At 49.9% G+C, this 18953-nt stretch carries 17 protein-coding genes and 2 tRNA genes; 17 read left to right on the top strand and 2 right to left on the bottom strand.

Annotation, left to right across the window (positions count from 1 at the left end; all coding sequences use genetic code 11):
- Positions 1–198 precede the first annotated feature (198 nt).
- The 9 genes from CGC65_RS05695 (at position 199) to CGC65_RS05740 (ending at position 12408) form a co-directional block, all read left to right on the top strand.
- The gene (locus CGC65_RS05695; protein ID WP_002567887.1) at positions 199–1239 is read left to right on the top strand and encodes a M42 family metallopeptidase; all 1041 of its coding nucleotides are present in this window, start codon (positions 199–201) and stop codon (positions 1237–1239) included.
- Between the two features lie 443 nt (positions 1240–1682).
- On the top strand, positions 1683–2897 hold the full coding sequence (locus CGC65_RS05700) for an FMN-binding protein (RefSeq protein ID WP_002567886.1): 1215 nt from the start codon (positions 1683–1685) through the stop codon (positions 2895–2897).
- 257 nt (positions 2898–3154) lie between these two features.
- A complete protein-coding gene (locus CGC65_RS05710; RefSeq protein ID WP_002567884.1) occupies positions 3155–4108 on the top strand; it encodes a SpoIID/LytB domain-containing protein in 954 nt (317 codons plus the stop codon).
- A 40-nt stretch (positions 4109–4148) separates the two neighbouring features.
- Complete coding sequence (locus CGC65_RS05715) at positions 4149–4904, top strand: peptidoglycan DD-metalloendopeptidase family protein (RefSeq protein WP_002567883.1); 756 nt, start codon at positions 4149–4151, stop codon at positions 4902–4904.
- A 319-nt stretch (positions 4905–5223) separates the two neighbouring features.
- The gene (locus CGC65_RS05720) at positions 5224–6573 is read left to right on the top strand and encodes an ABC transporter substrate-binding protein (RefSeq protein WP_227179058.1); all 1350 of its coding nucleotides are present in this window, start codon (positions 5224–5226) and stop codon (positions 6571–6573) included.
- Between the two features lie 239 nt (positions 6574–6812).
- Entirely contained in the window at positions 6813–7712 is a 900-nt protein-coding gene (locus CGC65_RS05725) for a carbohydrate ABC transporter permease (protein ID WP_002567881.1), read from the top strand.
- The gene (locus CGC65_RS05730) at positions 7709–8542 is read left to right on the top strand and encodes a carbohydrate ABC transporter permease (protein ID WP_002567880.1); all 834 of its coding nucleotides are present in this window, start codon (positions 7709–7711) and stop codon (positions 8540–8542) included. Before CGC65_RS05725 ends, CGC65_RS05730 begins: the two co-directional genes overlap by 4 nt.
- 10 nt (positions 8543–8552) lie before the next feature.
- The gene (locus CGC65_RS05735; protein ID WP_002567879.1) at positions 8553–12176 is read left to right on the top strand and encodes a glycosyl hydrolase; all 3624 of its coding nucleotides are present in this window, start codon (positions 8553–8555) and stop codon (positions 12174–12176) included.
- A gap of 28 nt (positions 12177–12204) precedes the next feature.
- Positions 12205–12408: a hypothetical protein gene (locus tag CGC65_RS05740; RefSeq protein ID WP_002567878.1), complete on the top strand. Its 204-nt coding sequence runs from the start codon at positions 12205–12207 to the stop codon at positions 12406–12408.
- A gap of 85 nt (positions 12409–12493) precedes the next feature.
- On the opposite strand, the gene CGC65_RS05745 is transcribed toward CGC65_RS05740, so the two are convergent.
- Together CGC65_RS05745 and CGC65_RS05750 are read right to left on the bottom strand one after the other, a co-directional pair.
- Positions 12494–13159 (bottom strand): phosphatase PAP2 family protein, encoded by a 666-nt coding sequence (locus CGC65_RS05745; RefSeq protein WP_002567877.1) that lies wholly within the window; start codon positions 13157–13159, stop codon positions 12494–12496.
- 152 nt (positions 13160–13311) lie between these two features.
- Positions 13312–13926: a helix-turn-helix domain-containing protein gene (locus CGC65_RS05750; protein WP_002567876.1), complete on the bottom strand. Its 615-nt coding sequence runs from the start codon at positions 13924–13926 to the stop codon at positions 13312–13314.
- Positions 13927–14304: 378 nt separating this feature from the next.
- Between CGC65_RS05750 and CGC65_RS05755 the strand changes: the two genes are divergently transcribed.
- The 8 genes from CGC65_RS05755 to CGC65_RS05790 all read left to right on the top strand — a co-directional run bounded on the left by CGC65_RS05755 (position 14305) and on the right by CGC65_RS05790 (position 18950).
- Positions 14305–14763 carry a GNAT family N-acetyltransferase gene (locus CGC65_RS05755; protein ID WP_002567875.1) on the top strand — a complete coding sequence of 153 codons (459 nt, stop codon included), beginning with the start codon at positions 14305–14307 and terminating at the stop codon, positions 14761–14763.
- Positions 14764–15050: 287 nt separating this feature from the next.
- Positions 15051–15125, top strand: a tRNA-His gene (locus CGC65_RS05760).
- A gap of 22 nt (positions 15126–15147) precedes the next feature.
- Positions 15148–15396, top strand: a complete 249-nt coding sequence (locus tag CGC65_RS05765) for a helix-turn-helix transcriptional regulator (protein WP_002567874.1) — start codon at positions 15148–15150, stop codon at positions 15394–15396.
- A 23-nt stretch (positions 15397–15419) separates the two neighbouring features.
- Positions 15420–15492: transfer RNA gene (locus CGC65_RS05770), tRNA-Lys, on the top strand.
- Between the two features lie 69 nt (positions 15493–15561).
- Positions 15562–15996 (top strand): GNAT family N-acetyltransferase, encoded by a 435-nt coding sequence (locus CGC65_RS05775; protein ID WP_002567873.1) that lies wholly within the window; start codon positions 15562–15564, stop codon positions 15994–15996.
- A 218-nt stretch (positions 15997–16214) separates the two neighbouring features.
- Positions 16215–17642, top strand: coding sequence for an MATE family efflux transporter (locus tag CGC65_RS05780; RefSeq protein WP_002567872.1), 1428 nt, complete (start codon positions 16215–16217; stop codon positions 17640–17642).
- A gap of 157 nt (positions 17643–17799) precedes the next feature.
- The gene (locus CGC65_RS05785; protein ID WP_002567871.1) at positions 17800–18465 is read left to right on the top strand and encodes a sugar O-acetyltransferase; all 666 of its coding nucleotides are present in this window, start codon (positions 17800–17802) and stop codon (positions 18463–18465) included.
- Positions 18466–18497: 32 nt separating this feature from the next.
- On the top strand, positions 18498–18950 hold the full coding sequence (locus CGC65_RS05790; RefSeq protein WP_002567870.1) for a hypothetical protein: 453 nt from the start codon (positions 18498–18500) through the stop codon (positions 18948–18950).
- Positions 18951–18953 lie beyond the last annotated feature (3 nt).

Raw genomic sequence — 18953 nt, forward strand, 5'->3', positions numbered from 1 at the left:
GTCCTCCAGTATGTATTAATTGATGCCATATGAAATTATGGGTTTTGTAAAATTATATCATAACATGCCATGTGTGGATAGAACCATCTTATAAGTATGGAATAATTTAGATAGAAGCAGGTTGTCCCTTGTATTAAACCGTCCCTGTATGGTAGAATGACTCTGAGTAAGAAATACCAACAACAAAGGAGAACGGATATGTCTGACTGTAGGAAGTATGTGGATTATATAATGGAGCAGGCCAAGAACCTGTTAGCCATTGACAGTCCTTCCGGATACGGCAGGGAAGTGACGGAGTACCTGTTAAAGGAATTGGAGGCATTGGGGGTGCAGGCCCGGCGCACGGTTAAGGGAGGCGTCATCGCTGATTTTGGCGGCAGGAATAAGGAAGACGGGATCCTGCTGGAGGCCCACTGCGACACCCTGGGAGGCATGGTTGCCCAGATTAAGGAAAACGGCAGGCTGAAGCTGACTAACATAGGAGGCATGAAGCCGGCCAATGCCGAGGCTGAGAATGTGCGTATTATTACCAAGGCGGACGGAATCTATGAGGGAACCTGCCAGCTGGTGGATGCCTCCGTACATGTAAACGGCAGCTATGAAAAGACCGAGCGCACATGGGATACGGTGGAAGTGCTGGTGGACGAGGACGTTACGTGCAGGGAGGATGCAGTGAAACTTGGCATCATGCCCGGCGACTATGTGTGCTTTGAACCCAGGACAAGGATTACCCCATCCGGATACATCAAGAGCCGTTTCCTGGATGATAAGCTGTCTGCAGCTATTTTGATGGGTTATGCCAAGTATCTTAAGGATGAGTCCGTGACACCTGAGCGCCGGGTGTATGCCCACTTTACCATCTATGAGGAAGTGGGGCACGGCGGTTCTGCCTCTGTTCCGGAGGGCGTAACCGAAGCCTGGTCCGTGGACATGGGCTGTGTGGGAGAGGGCCTTCAGTGTACGGAGCGTGAGGTATCCATCTGTGCAAAGGACAGCGGCGGACCCTATAACTACGATATCCTGTGCCGCCTGGTGGAGCTGGCCAAGGAGCATGGAATCGGCTATGCCGTGGACGTGTATCCACATTACGGCTCTGATGTTGAAACGACCCTGAAATCAGGCCATGACGTGCGCCATGCTCTGATTGGACCGGGCGTCTACGCATCCCATGGATATGAGAGAAGCCACAGGGACGGTGCTGAGAATACGTTCAGGCTGATTCAGGCATATATCGGGTAAGTCTGGGAAAATATTATGGAATCCCATCCTTGACAGTGAAAAGGAAGCAAACACCGCTGGAATCCTCATTCTGTAAGGCTTTCTCAGCGGTGTTGCTTCGTTTTAATAGATAGTCTTTTTTCTCCTGGGGAGAACTTATAACAAGATTCTTATTAGGCTCCTGTATGTAAGCGGATGCTTCCTGAGCCGTATGCCTTTTATCAATAAAACATGCAAAATTTTCATGGCAGCCAGGGGATGCCTTACTTAGATTTCCAACTTAACAGCAGTAGTTGGAGGTTTATCTATCCATAAATGAAAATCAGCAGCATCCGGCAGCTGAATTAGCGGAAAACCGGGGAATGGGGAAAGCTTGGCAGAACAGATTTTGGAACATGTTACCCGGAAGGGGACAGACTATGGTAAAATGAAATCATCAAATAAGCATGGAGCGCAGGAGGATTATGAAAAAAGGTATATTGATATGTGTGCTGATTGCCGGTGTGCTGGTGTCCACCGGATGTTCCGGGAGCCGTGTGAAGGCTCCTGAGCGGGTGTTTGAACCTGAAGAGGCATTTTTTGAGATTCCCCACAGCAGCTTTGAAGCGGAGTGGCTGGAGGGAGGCATGAAGGATGAGGACGGCCATGTCTATGAGGAGGTCTATGATTTTGTTCTGGCCATGGACAGGGCGGTGATTCCCTACACTGTGTCCGGAAAGCTGATCCAGACCTGTGAATATAACCCCTCTGAGGGCAGCTGGAATGTGGAGCGCCGCACAGAGGACGTAACCCAGGAAATGGATCTCACCAAGTACCGCTGGAAGCTGGAAAATGATCCTGTGTACGAATACACGGAGACTTTCATCAAAACCGGTCCCAATACCTTTGAGACCGGGGAGCCGGATCATCCCACGGGTATTTATTTTACAGTGGATATCTTGTCCGGCGGCACGAATCTGAAGGATGAGAGCGGGAGGACCAACCTGCCTGGCGGACAGTGGACCGCCAGACTCTATCTTGAATCCGACAACCTTTTGGGGGGTAACTTCAAGGGGGAGGCGGCCATTGATTTGCTGGGCGGTTTTTACGGCTACAATGATTTGCGGTGGGTGGTGACCATTGATGAGCTAAAGCGTGTGGAAAAGGAGCTGAATACCACGGATGAGGAACGGGCCAATGAGCTGCAGGAGGGATTCAGAAAGTCATTTCCAGAGGCAGACAGCTTCGAGGTCATGGATTTTGAACTTATACAGGACTGCAATAAGGAGCTGGCTTCCTCAGACTTCGGCGATGTGGGTGTGGACGCGGCGGCAGCTGCAAAGGACAGGGACGGCGCATTGATGGGCTGGGTGGTGAATGCCCATTCAAAGGACAGTTACATGGGAAATGTGGCTGTCTCCGTGGCGTTTGAGAGCGGCGGCACCATCCGCGGCCTGGAGTTCCTGGTGCTGGAGGATACGCCCGGACTGGGCATGAGAGCCAGTGAGGATGTCTTTAAGGAACAGTTTGAAGGAAAGGGCAGAGAGGCTTTGACTGTGACGGATTCCGGGAATCCCGGGGATTCGCAGATAGACGCCATCAGCGGGGCAACCATTACGTCCAAAGCGGTCACAAACGCAGTCAATGGGGCCATGTACTATGTACATCATTACACAGAAGCAGGAGAGCAGGCCTTGTAACTGTTTTGCACCCGCACCGGCTGAACGGCTGCATTTGCGCATCCGCCTGCATGCAGGAGTCCAATAAAAATCTCCTGAATATTATATAATAACCTAAATATCGCCTGCCGGCGCGAGCACGGTGCGGCGATATTTTTTGTGCTGTAAAAGGCATGGCACATAGGTATGTCCTTCTGTTCATATATTAATGATAGGGGAGTGCCGTGACACAGGTAAGCTTCCCATGTCAGCATACAGGAAGGAGGGGATTGGATTTTGTGAATAAACGCATCATATGGGCGGCCCTTACCGGGCTCATGGTGCCTTATGTAGGGACCCTTGCATGGACAGGCACAATCCGGGGAGAGGAGCTGCGCTATGAGCAGCAGAAGGAAATATCCGGCAGACGGCGGATTCTTTTGGACCGGACCAGCGGCTCCTACTATATGGATATGGAGGAATACCTGCCCGGAGTTATTGCCAGGCAGATACCGGTGGAGTACGAGCCGGAAGCACTGAAAGCCCAGGCCATTATTGCCAGGACATACATATGCAGGCAGATGGAGGGCACCGGGGATGGGGAGGAGATAGCGGAATCCGCCCTGGATATGGATTATCTGGAGGCGGACCAGTTAAAAAAGCTGTGGGGTTCCAGCCGGTTCCCGGAATATTACAAAAAACTGGAGGACGCGGTCAAGGCCACCTCCGGCATTGTCATGACCTACGAGGGAAAATGCATTGACCCCATGTATTGCAGGGCCACAGCGGGCATGACCAGGCAGGGGGATTTTACTCATCCCTATCTCCAGACCGTGGACTGTCCCGGGGACGTGGAGGCAGAGGGATACATGCAGATGCTTTCCTTTTCCAGGGAGTCGTTTGTGTCGGATATCAACAGCATACCGGCCGGGGAATCCGGCTCCAGGACCATTGAGGCATCCCAGGTACCGGACACCATACAGATTGTGTCCAGGGACGATGCCGGGTATGTGGATACCGTGCAGATTGGCAGCGCGGGCTATACAGGCGAGGAGGTACAGTATGCCCTGGGCCTGGCTTCCTCCTGCTTTGTGCTGGAGCCCTATGAGGACGGAATCAGGGCAGTGGTGAAGGGTATCGGGCACGGCTACGGGCTGAGTCAGGCCACTGCCAACGAGAAAGCAAAGGAGGGATGGAAGGCCGAAGATATCCTTGGATATTTTTATAAAAATATTGCTTTCATTTCTGAATAAGTAGCCTTGGTTTGGTAAGAATAGTACCGAGGTGATAAACGTGAAAGAGAAAGTAAACCAGATGTTCAAGGATAAGCTGTTTCTTGTCATGCTAGTGTTAGGCCTGCTGACTATAGTAGCCGCAGCAGGAGTGATTACCGTACAAAGAGGAAAAGGTAATGAGACGAATCCATACCTTGAAGTGCCCCAGCCAGAAATGATTGCCCAGGAGACCGCACCGGAAATGCCGCAGGTGGCAGGTGCCTCCGATGCGGCAAAAGAGACACAAAAGAGCGAGCCGGCTCCTACCAAGGCAGCCGTGGCCCAGAACGCCAACCAGGGAAATGATCTGGCGGCGGAAGCTGGAGCGGGAAAGGATGCAGCTGATGCGCTGGTGCTGAATTTTACAGATACCAGCAAGATGGAATGGCCTGTAAAGGGAAATGTGCTTCTGGACTACAGCATGGACCAGACCATTTATTTCCCTACCCTGGACCAGTACAAATGCAATCCCGGCCTTGTAATCCAGTCTGATGTGAGTACTCCGGTGGGTGCCCCGGCCAATGCCAGGATACTGGAAGTTGGCTCCAATGAGGAAATCGGAAATTACGTTGTCATGGACCTTGGCAATGAGTACACAGCCACCTGCGGCCAGTTAAAGGAAGTCTGCGCGGCAGAGGGCGAGTATCTGAAAAAGGGACAGACCCTGGGCTACGTGTCAGAGCCTACAAAGTATTATTCCGTGGAAGGCGTCAATGTATTCTTTGAGCTGAAGCATCAGGATAAGACGGTGGACCCCTTAGATTATATGGAATAGGGTCCGGAACATTATCGGGAAAACGTAAATAGCGGAAAGTAATCCGGGAAGAGCAGAAAGCAGACAGATGTTTTCTGTTCTTCCTTTTTGCACGTAAAATAAGGGAAAAACCGCCTCATAACAAGAAAGTACCATCCCGGAATGAAAGTACAACTCAGAAAAACACGAAAGTATTCCTCCGGCATTGATTGCAAATTGACTAAAAACCCTGCGGTATTGTATGATTGGGCTGTACAAATTGAACATGCAAGCTTGCAGCATATGTGAAATGGTAGAAAAGCAGGATAAACAGAGAGAAAACATAGTGTATAGGAGGATTATGATGAATAAGAAAATGATTGCGCTTTTAACCTGTGCGGCCATGTCCGCGTCAGCCATGACAGGATGCGCTTCTTCAAATGCAGGAGCATCCGGTGAGGGAAATACAGCGGCAGCAGGGGACGGCAGCGGAAAGGTTACCATAAAGGTACTGGACAATTACGGAGGAATGGTGGAGGAGATGATTTCCGTATATGAAAAACTAAACCCGGAAGTAAACATTGAGTATGAGTATGTTCCATCGGACTCCTACTATTCTAAATTTACGGCGCTGAATGTGGCAAACGAACTGCCGGATGTGGTCATGACCAACTCCCAGTTCATCGGGGACCAGGTGCAGAGCGGCCTGCTGGTGGACCTGACTGACGCAGTGGAAAACGGACAGAATTATGAGAAGGATGCAAACTGGGGAGAGACGATCAACCCCACTCTGTTAAGCAACTGTAAGGCTACCCTTAAGGCAATTGGTTCCGACTATGCGGACAAGCTGTACGGCGTGCCCTTTACCATGACTACGGTGGCTGTTATCTACGATAAGAATGTATATAAGGAATTGGGACTGAATGTGCCGTCCACATGGGAAGAGTTTGAGAAAAACTGCGAGGCCATAAAGGCAGCAGGCAAGATTCCTGTATCCATGCAGCAGCAGAACATGGACTGGTGGCCGAGAATCTTCTGGGACCAGTACTGCCGTGAGGAGCTGGACGCCAATCCCAACGCCTTTGAGGACGGTTCCATGACCTTTTCTTCTGAGAGCGTGAAAAAGGGCCTTGAAAAGTTCAAATATATGTGGGACCAGGGATGGTTCCCGGAGTCAGGCCTTACCGGCAACAGGGAGACCATGCAGCAGCTCTTTGTGCAGAAGGAACTGGTGCAGGTTATGCTGCAGCCGAACTACCTTTCCTACCTGACGGAAAATGTGCCTGAGGGAGTGGAGCTGGCTTCCTATGCCCTGCCGGGCGTGGAGGGAAAGCCAGCCAGATGTCTGGGCGGATCCAGCAGTATCTGGGCAGTGACCAATTCCTCTAAGCACCAGGAGGAGGCCATCGAGTTCGTGAAGTTCATGACATCCAAGACTGCGTTTTCGGAAGATTACGCAAAGTTCATCAACCCCGGACTTACCAATTTTGAGCTGACCAGCGACAACGAGGCCATGCAGGGATATATTGATGCAGGCAAAAACGGTTTCATCCCCGACATCTATGTGCCGGTGAACATAACCACGGAAATCCAGAACACGTTCCTGACGGATCTGGAGCCCAATTACCTATTAGGCACCTATGACATAGATTATGTGACGGATCAGCTGAACCAGCTCTATGAGGAGACCTATCTGTCCAACCTGAACTGACACAGGGCATAACCGCAGGCAGTATAACCATAGGCGATATAACTGCAGGCGATATAACTGCAGGCGATATAACTGCAGGCCGTATAACCGCAGGAAGTATAACCGCAGGCAGCATCATCACAGGCAGTTTCACCAGACATAGCCCGGAAATCAGGCTGTAAGGCAAGGCGGCGCAGGAACAGGCACAGGTTCCTGCGCCGTATCTGGCAATGCCCGTCCCAATAGGAGGAGATATAACAATGAAATCATCCCAAACATTAAAAGAAAGAAAGGAAATGATGACAGCGCTGGCCCTGATTGCCCCCACCATCATTGTCATGGTCATTTTCCTTTACATACCCTTTGTTAACGCGCTGCAGACCAGTTTTTACAAGTACAATGGTCTGGGAGCCCTGGAACATTTTGTGGGGCTTAAGAATTATGCCAAGGTACTGGCGGACCCCAAGTTTGTCCGTTCCCTGTGGAACACATTTTACCTTATCATGGTCAGCTTTCTTGCCATTCCCATCGGGTTTGTGTTTGCCTATATCCTGTATGTGGGCGTACCGGGCAAGAAAATCTTCAATGCGGGTCTGTTTATCCCCTATCTGATATCCATGGTGGTGGTGGGATGTATATGGAGAATCATCTATGACCCAACCATCGGACCGGTGGACCAGTTCCTTAAGATGGCAGGACTGGGAAAGTATGCAAAGGCCTGGCTCAGCCGTCCTGAGACAGCCCTTTGGGCCATTGCGGTTACCTGGATATGGCGCTCCCAGCCATTTAATATGCTGATTATGTATGCCAATATCACAAAAATGCCTGAGGATTTCCTGGAGGCGGCCCAGATTGACGGCGCTAATTTCCGGCAGAAGCTGTTTTACATTATCATCCCCTATTTAAAGCCCACCTTCGCGGTGCTGGCCATGCTGACCGTAACCAACGGACTCAGGCTCTTTGACCTGATATGGGTCATGACCCAGGGCGGACCGGGAGGCGCCTCCGACGTCATGACATCCTATATTTACACAAAGGCATTTACAAACAGGGACTTCGGCGCTGGTACGGCTGCCTCCGTCATACTGATGCTTATTATGGTGGCGATTATGGCGGTTAAAACCATTGTCCAGAAGAAAAGGGCAGGGAGGGCTTTATGATGAATAAGAAAAATGTATATAAATTATTTCTGTTTCTTTTTATGCTGCTGGCATTTTTTATATCCGTATACCCTCTTTTGTGGGTGGTCATCCAGTCCCTTAAGACAGAGACTGAGTTTTTGAAGAGTATCTGGACCCTGCCGGCCAGGCTCAATTTCCAAAACTATGCCACGGCCTGGAACGATGCCGGCATGTCCCGGTATTTCATGAACAGCGTGGTGGTTACCCTGGTAACCACTGCCGTGAACCTGGTGTTTGTCACCTGCGCCGGATATGCCTTTGCAAAGCTTACATTTCCGGGCAAGACCTTCTTTTATTACATGATCATCTTCAATCTGCTGATACCCACGGCTATTATTCTGCTCCCCATGTTTACCATGGTGAACCGGATGCATCTGGTCAATACCCTTCCGGCCCTGGTATTTCCTTATTTCCAGGGGTTTGCTCCCATGGGACTGATTATCTGCCGGAACTATTTTGAGGATCTGCCCGATGAGTTAATGGAGGCGGGGAAGCTGGACGGATGCAGCAACATGCAGGTGTTCCGCAAAATCATGCTGCCCCTGGCAAAGCCCATCCTGGCCACCATGGCCATTCTCTCGGCCATGCAGGTGTGGAATGAATACCTGTGGGCTCTGACCTCCATTACGGACGAGAGCAAATATACGCTTTCTGTGGGTGTGGCCCTGTTCAATAAGAAAACGGAGACAGTGGGTTATACTCCTGTGTTTGCAGCCCTGTCCATCAGCGCTCTTGTGATTGTGGTGGTATACCTGTGTATGCAGAAGAATTTTGTTAAGTCCATTGCCGCCGGTGCGGTGAAGGGATAGGAGGAAGGGTATGGATTTGATTCGTGATTTTAAGGACCCGGGAAGGGAATACAGCGTGCTGGCCTTCTGGTTCTTAAACGGGGAACTGAAAAAGGAACGCCTGGCCTGGCAGATTGGCCAGATGGTGGAAAAAGGCGTGTACGGGGGCTTTATGCACCCCAGGGCCTACCTTAAGACTCCTTATCTGGAGGATGAGTGGTGGGACGCTGTCGGGGTCTGTGTGGAGGAGTCCAGGAAACAGGGATTTGCTCCCTGGCTCTACGACGAGTATGCCTGGCCCAGCGGCACCGCAGGTAGTACCTTTGATTATGGATTCCAAAAGCCTTCCAGGATACTGTCTCGGGGAAGGGACAACATGGCAAAGGGACTCTGGGCGGTGAAAAAAGATGCCGGGAATAGGGGCTGCGGGAATGAAGGTGCCGGAAATGAGGGCGGCGGAAATCAGGGAAGCGGAAATCAGGGCGGCGCCAACCCGGATGCCGCCAACCCGGAGGATAAGGGACAAAGCGGCGCCAATCCGTCCTCAATGCCGTACCGCGTGGTTAAAAGAGATGGTTTTATCTATGAGTTTTATGAAAAAGTATTAGAAAAGGCCGTGGACTATCTGAATCCCGAAACCATTGCCTCCTTCATAAAACTGACCCATGAGGAATACAGAAAGCGGTGGGGGGAGGATTTTGGGAAACTGATACCGGGTATCTTTTTTGACGAAATCTACATGATGGGAAATCCCCTGCCCTGGACGGACCGGCTGCCTGGACGGTTCCGGGAGACATACGGTTATGACATACTGGACGAGCTTCCTTCTCTTGTGGACGGCGTGTCTGAGCGGGACAAACAGGTGCGAAAGGATTATTTCTCCCTCGTAACCGCCATGTATGAGGAAGCGTTTTTCAGGCAGATATCAGACTGGTGCGGGAAATACGGTCTTAAGCTGACAGGCCACACAGAGGAGTTTTTGTGGGAACATCCCAGAAGGCAGGGCGATTATTTTAAGACCATGCGCCATCTCATGGTGCCGGGCTCTGACTGCCACGATTACCGGTACCGGTATCCCAGAAGGATTACATACTGCGAGCCCAAGTATTCTGTGTCCGTGGCCAGAATATATGGAAAAGAGAGGGCTATGTCGGAAGCCCTGGGAGGCGCGGGATGGAACTGCACCATGGAGGAATTTAAAAAGGGAATCAATACTCTGGCCGCCATGGGAACCGGCATGTTCATCCTCCATGGATTCTACTACGAGTGTGACCACCAGGGTTCCCAGAGTGACTGGCCCACCAGTTTTTTCTATCAGAATCCTTACTGGGACTATTTTAAAATATTTGCCGACTACATAAGGCGTCTATCCTTCATGAACAGCCAGGGAAATCCTGTGGTAGATTACGCCATCCTGTATCCCATAGGGGACATGGATGAAAATATGGAGAACGGAGAGGAAAATCCCGCAGGTCAGGCCATAAACAACGGATTCCACCAGGCCCTCAACTGTATGATTGAGCACCAGCTGGACACGGATATGGTGGACGAGGAATCCATTTTAAATGCTCATATATGTGACGGAAAGCTGTGCCTGGGGCAGCAGCGTTTTAAAGTGCTCCTCCTTCCGGAAGGGGGAAGCCTGATGGAAGAAACCGTGGCAAAGCTGGAAGCATGGACAAAGGCCGGAGGCAGCGTCCTGTTTTACAGGACCGGTCTGGCTCACGAAAACCGGTCCGGCGAAAACAGGGCTGGCGGGGACAGGGCGAACGGATGCAGCGTAAACGGATACTGGGACACGGTCCTCAGGGGAAATGTACACAGCATCAGCCGTATTCCGCAAGCAGCAGCCGGACTGGCTGCGCCGTCCGCATCCGTGATTTACGGAAATACCGGAAACATCTTTTTGAATCATAGAACGGCAGGGAATGTTGACTATTATCTGGTGGCCAACAGCAGCGATGAGAGGCGTAATCTGGTGCTGTCTTTCAGCCATGCTTCTACACCGGTCCTTTTGGATATTGAAAAAGGGGATATGGTGCAGGCTGTATACACTCAGGCGGGCACCGCCCAAATGTGCGGAGGCCGTCAGGCAGGCAGCGGTGTCCTGATATACATGGATTTGGAACCGGGAGAAGCTGTCTACGTACTGTTTGGTTTGGAGGAAGATACAATCAGACAGGCAAAACCGGCCCTTACGGGGGATATCCGGTGGGAGGAAGAGTGGATTACAGGAAAATGGGATTTTCTTCCCCTTTCCCCGTCCGGCCCGAATCATGGAGATAATGCACACAATGAAGAGAGTACGGATCTGGAAATCCCAATCGCAGAATTCACCTCTGATGTATCCTCCGGAACAGAGACCATCCGGATCTGCAACCAATCCGGGGAGGAGGGGAGCTGCGGCCGCCATATGAGCCTTTGGAATGGACGGTGGATTACACGCAGACGAAGCTGGAATGACCAGCTGGATGCATCGGATCTGTATTTCAGAAAGACGGTATTCCTGGAACATGCGCCTGAAAAGGCGGAGTTCTGCGCGGCAGCGGTGGATTCCTTTGAGTGCTTTATCAACGGGACAATGGTTTACAAAGGAATCAGCAACGGAGAGCCGGTGGTATTTGGTGATAAGGGCCAGCTGACCCAGGGGGAGAATATTCTGGCATTCCATGTAACAAACCGCAACCCGCTTCATGATGTATATGTCTGCTCCGCAGAGGAGCTGCCCCCAGACCGGTTTATTTCCCTTCTTATGGAAGGAATCATCGTTCAGGGAACAAACGTGGAAGTTGTGAAAAGCGACAGCACCTGGATTGTAAATGACAGTCTGATTAAAGGGTGGGAACAGCCGGATTCGGACGGGCGGTTTACGGCAGCCGGCTTTGATGTCCGGAAGGTCCTGAATTTCAATTATACAGGTCTGGAGCATGTGTGGCTGAAAGCCTGGGAGAGGGGAAAACCGCCTTTGAAGCCGTGGGGGGACCTTCCGTTATTTGGGCAGACCCTGACCTATCCCAGAAAGCTCTGGTATACAGTCACAATACCTGCCGGAGCGTCAGTTCTATATGAGCCTGTTACAACCGGAGCAGCGGTCTGTATGCTGGACGGCAAAGAGGTGCATTGGGAAAATGGCGTACACATACTCCCGGACAATGAGCGCATTCACATACTCACCATACAGATAACGGCAGGCGGATGCAGCGACGGTCTGAAACAGCCAATCCGCGTAACCATGAAGGCAGTTGCTGTCAATCTTTCGGACTGGCGTATGCTCGGACTTCCGTGGTTCTCCGGAAGGTGCAGGTATACAAACACATGGTCCGTGGAGCAACTGGAGGGCACGTACATGCTGGAGCTTGGCGGGGTAAACCACTGTGCCCAAATCTGGATCAACGGCAGGCTGGCAGATACAAGGCTGTGGCGTCCCTATAGGGCGGACATCACTTCCCTGCTCAGGCCCGGGGAAAATGAGATTACCATATTGGTATCCAACCTGGCCTCCAATGAACGGCGCCACATGCTGGTGGACGAGGGAATGGCCCTGGGATGGAACCGGTACTGGAACGAGGACAACATGGACCGGGACAGCCGGAATTATGTGTCAGGCCTTCTGGGACCGGTAAGGCTTCTTCACATGATATCCCCAAAACCATAATATCCACCAGAACACCACGCAGGGTGATATGGCCCGTGGCTCCTATGACCGGTATGAGCATCCTGCCGTGGCCTACAAAGGAGTTGGCAAAGCCCGGGAAGATAATGGTAAGATAAGGACGGGCAGGTCCGGCCGCCTGGTCCGGTGGATGTATCAGACGGAGCAGGGGAGAACGGGCCGCCAGTCCGGCCAGGCTCAGGAATACCGTGAAGATACAACCTGCTGTCAGTGAGACAGGACAGAATGGCACCCTGGGAAGCAGACAGAGCCTGTATATCGGTTCTGCGTCGTGCGGCAGTATACGGGCTTATTTATCCTCAGCCTTTCTTTTCCTCTATATATTTTAGGGTGGAATAATAGAGAGCAACTAACGCTGATGAGAGTAAAATGCCTGCCACGATGTCTGTAAACCAATGAACTCCCGATATAAGCCGTCCTATTACTGTTACTGCAATCATCAAAACAGAAGCTATATCTATTGTCCACAGACAAACTTTTTTGTCACGTAAATAATAATGAAACTGCAGCATTGCTGTGGACATAATACAAATTACAATCATTGTATGAGAGGACGGAAATGATGCTTCTAAACTTTGGGAGAGAATTATGGGTCTATAATTGATGATTACAATTTCAAAGAAAACATAAATTATAATGACGATAAAATAAAATGCACCAAGCAATAGAATGCGTGGATCAACGTTCCAAATGCTTTTACGCTGTATGAGCTGGATTAGTCCCAGGATTGCAAAACCCAGAGCAATTACTATGGCAACAATACCTAACCAGTCAGTAATGTTATACCAAAGCAGGTTCACTCCAAAAAGGTTAAATACAAACTGATTCAGAGAAGCCAGTCCTATCGTAGACTGCTCCGGTCCGACAGGCTGTACATCAATGGTCTTGATTATAACAGTAAAAAGCATAAAAATCAGAAACAGAATTCCTGTTGTGATGATACATTTCTTTGATTTCTTTTGCATAGTATACATTCCTTTCTTTTGCTGTGATAAATTACTTGCCGACGCCCCTTGATTATCTATCCATGTAGCCCGGAGCACAAGAAACCTACCGTCACAATAGAGAAAAGCTCCGACACCAATCGTGTCAGAGCTTGTTTTTTAAGGATGTATGACTATTTTGTCCTGCTTTGCTGCAGCAATAAAAATATTTTTACTGCAAAAAACAAAAACAGCAGTATGGTTACATATGGTTCTCTTGCCGCAGCAAATAAACAGATTGCCGCAGCCCCTGTTGCAGCAGAAGCTTTTGAGATAATGCCACACAAGCGTTCTTTACCCAAAAAGATAAAAGCAAGTCTGGCAATTCCAAACCCAATTATGAGTAAATAAATAGCCCAATATATTCCAATATCTATATTTGATAAATGAGTGATTGACAGAAGATTTACATGATAAAAATGGCTGCCTTGGGGTTCTCCATAGATTGGTAATACAATAAGTGCAATTGCCAGTACATCTATTATTCCGCTGATAATGTTATGAATCCTATTAACATTAGAGTGGTTTTCGGCTTCTGCAAGGGTAATTAATTCTTCACTCGATAGCAGCTCATCTATGGTTATAGAAAAAAATCTGGAAATACATTTGAGTGACTCAATGTTAGGATAGCCTTTGCCGCTTTCCCATTTTGAAATTGCTGTTCGTGATACATATAATTGCTCTGCAAGTTGTTGCTGCGTTAAATTTTTCCCGATTCTAAGCTGTTGCAGTTTTTCGTTGAACTCCATGCCTGCCCTCCTGCCTGTTTTTTACTTTCATACGTATTATCTCTAGTTATATACGGACATACGAATAATAGCAACAAAATTTTGTAAATAATATGCTCTGTTACAATCAATACTATGCCGCATATGCTCATATCCAATCAATTTTGCAGACCGCCACAATTACAATAAGGACGTATTACTATATCCGCAATATCAGAGACAGGCTGTGTGGCTGCTCCGGCTGCAAGGTTTACCTTGTTCTTGTTGACTTCGCCGGATTGTAGTATAATTCCCTTAGTTAAAAGCAAGCACTTCATATAGACACTTATAAATGCTTCTATGACGATTCAGGGGCTTTAAATCAAAAAACAGGAAGAAACCAAAGGAAGGCAGAGTAGGATGCGTTTTGAAAAGGTGGGAATGGAAAAGCTGGAGGACCTGGTTAAGACGAGAATCCAGGTCCTGAGGGCGGCAAACAAACTGGATGGTTCGGCGGATATGGGACAGACGGAACAGGAATCCCGGACTTATTATGAAAAAAGTCTGGAGGATGGAAGCCATGTGGCCTATCTTGTATACGACGGGGACCTGATTATCGGAACTGGAGGAATCAGCTTCTATCAGGTCATGCCCACATACCATAATCCAACGGGAATGAAGGCCTATATCATGAACATGTATACGGACCCGGAGTACAGGAGAAAAGGCATTGCCATGAGAACACTGGATTTGCTGGTACAGGAAGCCTGGGGACGCGGCATCCGTTTCATTGCACTGGAGGCCACCGGCATGGGACGGCCGCTGTATGAGCGGTACGGCTTCTGCCGGATGGAGGACGAGATGTATCTGCCGGAATAACCTGCCGTAAGCCCGTCTGTATACCACAGGTATATAGACATCCGGTAAAATCCATGCTAGAATCAAGGCATAAAATGAGAAAGGGAGGAAATGACATGTTCCGTTTAGACGCGCAGAAAAGCCATAAACATCACGTACAGAAAGACGCTCACAAACAGCGTTTTGTTTGGATGCCCTTATGGTATGCGCATATTCAGGAACCGTTCATTTAGATGAATCATCTTCTGAATTCCTTTAGCCGCTTGTCCGTATGGGCAGGCGGTTTTTTAGTTCCATATAAGGAAAATGGCAGCTGTGGCAGATATGGAAATGCACCGGATTGTGGTTCCGGATGATGCGGGTTCAAATCCCGTCGGCCGCCCTCTGCAAAAAAGGAGGACGAAGATGAATTATCCAGTCATAAATCCGGTGGAAACAGGCCGGAGGATTAATAGATTGAGAAAGTCAAAGGGACTGAGCGTCCCGTACCTCAGGGACTATTTCGGATTTTCCACCACCAACGCCATATACAAGTGGCTGCGGGGAGACACACTGCCCAGCCTGGACAATATGTTTGCGCTGAGTCTGCTTCTGGGAGAATCGGTGAATGACATACTGGTGGCTGAGTGCGGTGATGAAAGGACGGCTGGTTGAGAAAAGAGAAAAAAGGAAAGAATGTGTCTGTAGCTCAGATGGAAGAGCAACCGGCTTTTAACCGGCAGGTCCTGGGTTCAAACCCCAGCAGGCGCACTGCGTAAACCGGTACCGGAATGACTCATTTTGTGGTACAATGGTTCACAGAAAGGATGTGGTATATCTGTGATACGTTATGCAACGCAAAAGGATGAGAATGCTATATATGAACTGCTCTGTGAGCTGGAGGGAATGAGCCTGGACAAGGAGGGATTCCATGAGGCATACAGGGATTATATGAAAGATGACAAAATGCACTGCCTGGTGGCGGAGATGGATAAAGAGGTGGCGGGAGTCTTAAATCTGCGCATAGGCACCATGCTGTGCAGATGCGGCAAAATTGGGGAAATCGTAGAGCTGGCAGTGAGAAACAGCATGCGCTCCCAGGGGATTGGCCATGGGCTTTTTCAGGAGGCGTACCACATTGCCCGGGAAGCCGGCTGCGTCCGTTTTGAGGTCAGCACCAACCGGACAAGGCTGGGCGCCCACCGCTTTTATGAGAGAGAGGGAATGGAACGGAGTCATTACCGGTTCATCCGGTATTTTTCGATAGAAAAGTGAATTGTATCTATATGAAGTGAAGCGTGTATAAAAAACCCACGTTGTATAAAAATTGCACAATGTATATGACTCCAAAGTTTGTGTATATTTGGGTATTACAGTGTTCTGAAAAAAATGGTATAGTAATAGCTGCAATATGGCTGTAACTTTTTCCGTGAAGGCCATTCACGGAAGGTTGCGGCTTTTTTATTTGCGCAAATAAAAAAACGGAGGTTAATATGAATCAAAATACAAACCAATATATGGCGGAAGAATCCATCGGAAAGCTGATGCTGAGATTTTCCATACCCTGCATCATGTCGCTGCTGGTGTCCGCCCTCTATAATATTGTAGACCAGATATTTATTGGACGGGGCATTGGTTTTTTGGGAAACGGCGCCACCAACGTGGTATTCCCTGTGACCGTCATCGCCCTGTCCCTGTCTCTTTTGGTGGGCGACGGATGCGCTGCCTATCTGAGTATCTGCCAGGGACGCAGGGACGGGGAACATGCACACAGAAGCGTGGGCAATGCAGTGGTCTTTATCACTGCTTCCGGAATCGTTCTTACCCTGCTGTACGCCTTTTTCAGAGACAGTATCTTGTGGGGGTTCGGCGCAACAGAGAACAACATAGGATATGCCAGGGAATATTTCTTATATCTCATTCCGGGAATCCCCTTTTTCATGTTTGCCAATGCCATGAATTCCGTTATCCGCGCAGACGGCAGCCCGCAGTTTGCCATGTTTTCCACCCTTATAGGCTGCGCGCTCAACGTGGTTCTGGACCCTGTGGCCATCTTTGTGCTGGGATGGGGAATGAAGGGAGCTGCCCTGGCTACCATCACCGGTCAGATTGTATCCGCCCTGCTGGCAGTTTATTATCTGTTTAGGCCCAAATCTTTCCGCCTGAAGCGCGTAAGCTTTAAACCGGACGCAGAGATACTGAAGCATGTCCTGCCTTTGGGAATCAGCAGTTTCCTGACCCAGGTGTCTATTGTGGTCATCATGGCGGTTATGAACAATGTGCTGGTAATTTACGGGGCCGGGTCAAAATATGGGGCGGATATTCCAATGACTGTGGTGGGGATTGTTATGAAGGTATTCCAGATCGTGATTTCTGTTGTGGTGGGGATTGCGGCCGGGGCCCAGCCCATTGTGGGGTATAACTACGGAGCAGGATTATGGCGCAGGGTGAAGCTGATTTTCAGAACCATGATGGCAGCTGAGTTCAGTGTGGGCCTGGTGTCCCTGATATGTTTTGAGGTATTTCCGGTGCAGATTATCAGCGTATTCGGCAGCGAGGACGGTTTGTACAATGAATTCGCAGTGCTGGCTTTCCGCGTTTTCCTGGGGGGGATTGTGCTCTGCTGCATCCAGAAATCATGCAGCATTTTCCTCCAGTCCATGGGAAAGCCCGCCCTCTCCATGCTGCTGTCCCTTCTCAGGGACTTTGTGTTAAGCGTGCCTCTGACTCTGGTGCTGCCGCGATTTTTTGGGGTGACAGGCGCCCTGTACTCCGGCCCGGCGGCGGATGTAATCTCCTTTGGGGCGGCAGTGCTGTGCATGGCAGCGGTATTCAGAAAATTAAACCGTCTGGAAGACGGGGAAGTGGCCCTGTCCGGCGCATCCCAGGGGGGACTGGCTGTGGAACGAAAGATATGTTAAAATCCCCCTTCCGCCACCCGGCGGGCCCCACGCGCAGCTGCCGCAAGGAAAGTGAGGCGGACGTGAAGCAGTGCACTTTTTTGCTTTTCATTCCAGCGGTAATATAGTACAATGATTCCCATAGCTGGGAAATAGGTGGAAAGGGAGGCGCGTTTGGATGGAGACGGAGAGAAACCAACAAAGGAACCAGGACGGGAGAACAGACGGGGTAAGAGACGGTGACAGCGCAGCAAAACGCATGGAGGAGGGACGCCTGTATTTTCCGGGCGACGAAGATATTCTGAAGGAACAGATGGAATGTATGGAGCTGCTCTATGATTACAACGCAACCAGGCCAAGGGAAAGCGCCAGGCGCACCAGCCTTCTGGAGCAGATGTTTGGCTCCATTGGCCGGGACTGCTATATTGAACCGCCTCTTCACAGCAACTGGGGAGGCAGACACGTATATATGGGGGATTTTGTCTATGCCAACTTTAACCTGACACTGGTGGATGACGGGGAGATTTACATTGGCTCCCATTGTATGATTGGGCCCAATGTGACCATTGCCACGGCAGGCCATCCGGTGGAACCGGGGCTTCGCAGGAAAGGAATCCAGTTCAACATGCCGGTGCATATCGGCGAGAATGTGTGGATAGGGGCGGGAGCCGTGGTGGTGCCGGGCGTTACCATTGGGGATAATTCTGTCATAGGAGCGGGAAGCGTGGTCACCAGGGATATCCCCGCCAATGTGGTGGCAGTGGGAAACCCATGCCGCGTACTCAGGGAGATAGGGGAACGGGACCGGATATATTATTATAAGGACCGGAAGATTGATATGTAAGATTGCGGCAGGTCCTGGCAGGAGGTAACGTGATGTCAGATATCATATATAAAATATTTCCCAGATACTATTATCCTAAATATACGGATGATCAGATAAAACGTGCTGCCGGAATGCTTAAGTTGACATCCAACGGCAGAATTACATTTACCAACTATAAAAGCGTGCAGTTCATTGACTGCGCAGGAGAATTGGAGCACATATTTTGTCCCTGGTGCGGACGTGAAGTGGATAGGGAGTTTTGGCAGAAGGCCATGGACACCGCATATGACGGCAGTGCATTTAAATACCTGGGAATCCGGATGCCCTGCTGTCACCAGCCGTCCTCGCTTGAGGAACTCATCTATGTGAAACCGTGCGGATTCGCCACATTTGTGATTGAGATATGGAACCCGCAGGAGATGCCGTCCGTTGTTGAATTACACGAAATGGGGAAATGCTTTGGGAATGTCCACTTTTTCAGGATGATTTCGGCCTGCATCTGAGAG

This window comes from Enterocloster bolteae (assembly GCF_002234575.2).
Classification (GTDB): Bacteria; Bacillota; Clostridia; order Lachnospirales; family Lachnospiraceae; genus Enterocloster; species Enterocloster bolteae.

Coding starts and splice junctions, on each gene's coding strand:
- CGC65_RS05695 (WP_002567887.1), top strand. CDS start 199: ATGTCTGACTGTAGGAAGTATGTGGATTATATAATGGAGCAGGCCAAG.
- CGC65_RS05750 (WP_002567876.1), bottom strand. CDS start 13,926: ATGGAGTTCAACGAAAAACTGCAACAGCTTAGAATCGGGAAAAATTTA.
- CGC65_RS05740 (WP_002567878.1), top strand. CDS start 12,205: ATGGCCCGTGGCTCCTATGACCGGTATGAGCATCCTGCCGTGGCCTAC.
- CGC65_RS05765 (WP_002567874.1), top strand. CDS start 15,148: ATGAATTATCCAGTCATAAATCCGGTGGAAACAGGCCGGAGGATTAAT.
- CGC65_RS05735 (WP_002567879.1), top strand. CDS start 8,553: ATGGATTTGATTCGTGATTTTAAGGACCCGGGAAGGGAATACAGCGTG.
- CGC65_RS05780 (WP_002567872.1), top strand. CDS start 16,215: ATGAATCAAAATACAAACCAATATATGGCGGAAGAATCCATCGGAAAG.
- CGC65_RS05700 (WP_002567886.1), top strand. CDS start 1,683: ATGAAAAAAGGTATATTGATATGTGTGCTGATTGCCGGTGTGCTGGTG.
- CGC65_RS05745 (WP_002567877.1), bottom strand. CDS start 13,159: ATGCAAAAGAAATCAAAGAAATGTATCATCACAACAGGAATTCTGTTT.
- CGC65_RS05785 (WP_002567871.1), top strand. CDS start 17,800: ATGGAGACGGAGAGAAACCAACAAAGGAACCAGGACGGGAGAACAGAC.
- CGC65_RS05725 (WP_002567881.1), top strand. CDS start 6,813: ATGAAATCATCCCAAACATTAAAAGAAAGAAAGGAAATGATGACAGCG.
- CGC65_RS05720 (WP_227179058.1), top strand. CDS start 5,224: ATGATGAATAAGAAAATGATTGCGCTTTTAACCTGTGCGGCCATGTCC.
- CGC65_RS05790 (WP_002567870.1), top strand. CDS start 18,498: ATGTCAGATATCATATATAAAATATTTCCCAGATACTATTATCCTAAA.
- CGC65_RS05730 (WP_002567880.1), top strand. CDS start 7,709: ATGATGAATAAGAAAAATGTATATAAATTATTTCTGTTTCTTTTTATG.
- CGC65_RS05755 (WP_002567875.1), top strand. CDS start 14,305: ATGCGTTTTGAAAAGGTGGGAATGGAAAAGCTGGAGGACCTGGTTAAG.